The 3,793-nt window shown below is 37.3% G+C and carries 4 protein-coding genes; 2 read left to right on the top strand and 2 right to left on the bottom strand.

The window, feature by feature from the left end:
• Window positions 1–107: 107 nt before the first annotated feature.
• The gene (locus Aru01_RS18055; RefSeq protein WP_016655641.1) at window positions 108–1,391 is read left to right on the top strand and encodes a DcaP family trimeric outer membrane transporter; all 1,284 of its coding nucleotides are present in this window, start codon (window positions 108–110) and stop codon (window positions 1,389–1,391) included.
• Window positions 1,392–1,619: 228 nt separating this feature from the next.
• A complete protein-coding gene (locus Aru01_RS18050; RefSeq protein WP_016655642.1) occupies window positions 1,620–2,219 on the top strand; it encodes a LysE family translocator in 600 nt (199 codons plus the stop codon).
• A gap of 38 nt (window positions 2,220–2,257) precedes the next feature.
• On the opposite strand, the gene Aru01_RS18045 is transcribed toward Aru01_RS18050, so the two are convergent.
• Both Aru01_RS18045 and Aru01_RS18040 read right to left on the bottom strand, forming a co-directional pair.
• The gene (locus Aru01_RS18045) at window positions 2,258–2,689 is read right to left on the bottom strand and encodes a hypothetical protein (protein WP_016655643.1); all 432 of its coding nucleotides are present in this window, start codon (window positions 2,687–2,689) and stop codon (window positions 2,258–2,260) included.
• Window positions 2,690–2,918: 229 nt separating this feature from the next.
• Window positions 2,919–3,793: MFS transporter (locus tag Aru01_RS18040; protein ID WP_042111762.1), on the bottom strand; the 875-nt coding region annotated here is incomplete at its 5' end.

The following is a 3,793-nucleotide window of genomic DNA, read 5'->3' as shown; positions in this document are numbered from 1 at the left end:
TAATATAAGCGATTGGTCGAGATGACCATATTGCACATAACAATTGCAAGGATTGATCACACTGAGTCAGGAATTGACTGATTATTAAGCACAGGATGAAATTGCTTATGAATAAACTAAAGTTAAATACTTTGGCTGTTGCATTAGGTTTGAGTTTTTCTGGGATAGCTCAAGCTGCACCAAGTTCCGAAGTCACACAATTACGTAATGAAGTTAGTCAATTACGTGCAATGATAGAGCAAATGCAAACTGAGCAGAAAAAACAAGCCATTGTTTATGATGTTCAGGCTACAAAAGTAGTCGCTCCCGTTGTTAAAGTTGATGCGACACCGAGAAAAGGCCTAGGTTTTACCGCAGGTGGTGCAGAGTTTAATATATATGGTAATGTCCGTGCAGATGCTGGTTATCAGTTTGAAGGGGGTACAGGCAGCTTACCTTACAACCAAATCGCAAACGTGCCATTAACAGGTAATGAAGGTAAAGACCGTTTAAGGACTACACTTTCTGCAACACGTTTAGGCCTTGACTTTAAAACAGCGACTCAAAAAGGTGACGTAGCTGGGAAAATCGAAGTTGATTTTCTGGGGAGTAATGATGCGCTACGTATTCGTCATGCTTATTTGACTTATGATGACTGGTTAATTGGTCAAACATGGTCTAACTTTGCTGTACCTGATTATATGCCTGAGACAATTGATGCTTTAGGTTATGTCGGTCAGTCAGTCAAACGAACACCGCAGGTTCGTTATACCAGCAAATTTAATCCAACGACCAGTTTAGTGATGGCTTTAGAAGATCCTAAAGATAACCAAGCTGATATGAAGATGCGTTTACCCGCTTTAACTGCACGTTTGAATCATAAGTTTGCAGATAACTTTGCGGTGAGTGCCCGTGCTATGGCTCATGATAAGAAAACCGCAGAAGACAATAAAATGGCTTGGGGTGTGGGCTTAGGCGCAAAATATGATATTACGCCGAATACTACCTTAAAAGCGGATTATTATCATGTTGATGGGGATAGTAGTTTTGTATCAAGTTCTAACCAAGGATTTGCTACAGATAGCACTAAAAATATCATGGAAACCAATGCGTTTGACTCGATTAACATCGGTGTAACGCAGAAGTTTAATACGCAATGGCGTGGAACTTTGGGCTTCGGTTATATGAAGGCAGATAACAATAAAGATTATCTGGGTTATATCGCTGATAAGACTAAAGTCAATAAGGATCTTTGGCAAGGATGGGGTAACGTATTTTATAGCCCAGTACAGCCGCTTAGCTTTGGTCTAGAGTATGTTTATGGTGAACGTCAAACGTTCTCTACAGCAACTGAAGACAGTAAGACAGGTAAAGACAGTCGCTTAAATGCTGTTGCAATTTATAGCTTCTAAAACAGTTTACGCCCTTGTTAAATCATGCATTAACAAGGGTGTTTTTTATACAAAATATTAATATATAAATATAACAATAATATTAAAAAAACATCGACTAAAAATATGACCAAAAAAGCTTCAAAAGAATTGAAATTCTTTAATCAAACACAAATAATCCAAGTTCTAAATTCAACTATGCTTAATACTGGTTGGACAAATAATTCTTGTGATTGATGGATGCAGTAGATGAGCTTTAGTTTGTATTTAGCATTTATTTTATATGCTTTTGTGACCTCAATAACCCCTGGCCCAAATAACTTACTCGCACTGAGTTCTGGTGTAAATTTTGGTTTTAGAAGAACAACACCTTTAGTGATCGGTATTTGTTTTGGGTTTAGTATGATGTTCGTTGTGGTCGCCTTAGGGATGAATCAATTATTTATCCGTTATCCTATCATTATCCCTCTACTTAAAGTGTTTGGTAGCCTATATATTTTATATTTGGCCTATTTAATTGCTCAAGCTGGCGATATCAAAAATAATGGACCAACAACACTGAAACCGCTTGGATTTTTTAAAGGGGTGATTTACCAATGGATTAACCCTAAGGCTTGGATTGTTTTAATTGGTGCAGCTACAGCTTATACCAACGATACAACCACGGCAGTAGAGATTGTATTGATCGGCTTGTTGTATGGAGTAGTAGGGACTCCTTGCGTAATGTTGTGGGCCATTCTTGGTGGAAAGTTGAGTCATTACTTAAACGAAGGCAATCGAATCAAAATATTTAATCGCAGTATGGGTATATTACTCGCGCTCTCTTTAATTCCGATGATTAGGATGTAATGTTAAATTGATTCAAACAATGACATTCTAGATGAAAGTTAGCGAGTACTGGCCGTTTTACATAGGTCTTCAATCATATAAGTTTCCATTTTATTGTTTTTAGTGGCACTCATTTTAAAGTTTGGTTGATCATTCTCCATCAATACCCGACCATCAGGTTTATAAATCACTTGTACACTTTGAAAGGCGAGGGTTTTTGCTGTGCAGTCAACGAATAGATTGGCCTTACTTTCAACTTGATTCAGCATACTTTTAGGGATGTCATGACTTTCTATGAATCCAATTAGATTTGCACTGACATTAAATTTTGTTTTTTGTTTATTGAGTAATTGTATTGAGTCTAAATCGACCATAAAACCCTTACCATTTTGCTCATAGTGGCCATAAGTCGCATGTGCAAGTGGGCTAATCAATGAACTTATGCTTATGAATAACAATGGGATTTGTTTAAAGAAAGTCATTTTGGTCATATTTTGAGTTTAAACCTTTTGATTTTGCGACTGTACGATTAAGTTTGTTCAGTCTTGAAATAAAGCAATAAAAAATCATTTTAACATTTAGGAATCTAAGAATAGATGGCTAATAATTTAAAAATATATATTCAAGCAATATATATTTTAATGGAAATGAATTAAACCCTGAAGTTAAAAATCCCCGCAAAGATGCAGGGAGTAATTTTAAAAGTGCTGTTGTACAGTGTTATTGGTTCGCCGATTTATGGTGATTAATAAAGGCAAGAGCAACTGCACCTACAATTCCCGCCATGGCAATAACCATAAAGTTTTGCTCTAAAGGAAGGTTGAGCATCACAATATAACCAATGATTAATGGAGCACAAATTGCACCTAAACGTCCTACGCTTGAAGCGGCACCAATACCAGTAGAGCGGATATCGCCAGGATAAAATTGACCTGTATATGCATAAGCAATTAACTGTGCACCTGTTGTACAAGCACCTACACAAGCAATTAAGACATAAAGTAGCTCAGTAGAAAGTTTAAAGGTCATACCATAAAGGAATATACTGCCAAGGGCATACATCACCACTAAGACCCATTTGATATTAAACTTATCAGCTAACCAACCGCCTAAGTTTGCACCAATGACCGCACCAACGTTTAATGCAACTACAAAGCTTAATGCTGATCCAAGGCTATAACCTGACATAGACATTAATTTGGTCAGCCAAGTACTCAGGGCGTACATCATAAACAGGCCAGTAAAATAGGCAACCCAAAACATTAAGGTACTGAGGCCACGGCCATCTTGGAATAAACGTGTCACAGGGGCAGCAGTTGAAGCAGATACTTCAAGCTTGGTAATTTTGGCCTCAGGGTGCATATCTATAGCAGGATTAATATGCTTTAAGGTGTTTTTAATCTCATGATCGCTGTCTTTTTTCATCAGATAGCTAATGGATTCAGGCATGAATTTTAATAAAAATGGAATGGTGACTAATGGTGCGGCAGCAACAAAGAAAACAATTTGCCAACCAAACTGGGCAATAAATTGTTTACCAATGAGAGCAGCTAAAATACCACCCACTGCATAACCAGAGAACATCAATGTGGTTA

Origin of the sequence: Acinetobacter rudis (assembly GCF_000829675.1) — a bacterium.
Classification (GTDB): Bacteria; Pseudomonadota; Gammaproteobacteria; order Pseudomonadales; family Moraxellaceae; genus Acinetobacter; species Acinetobacter rudis.
The sequence above is the reverse complement of the archived record's forward strand: the minus strand, read 5'-3'. Positions and strand labels throughout refer to the sequence as shown.

Coding starts and splice junctions, on each gene's coding strand:
- Aru01_RS18055 (WP_016655641.1), top strand. CDS start 108: ATGAATAAACTAAAGTTAAATACTTTGGCTGTTGCATTAGGTTTGAGT.
- Aru01_RS18050 (WP_016655642.1), top strand. CDS start 1,620: ATGAGCTTTAGTTTGTATTTAGCATTTATTTTATATGCTTTTGTGACC.
- Aru01_RS18045 (WP_016655643.1), bottom strand. CDS start 2,689: ATGACCAAAATGACTTTCTTTAAACAAATCCCATTGTTATTCATAAGC.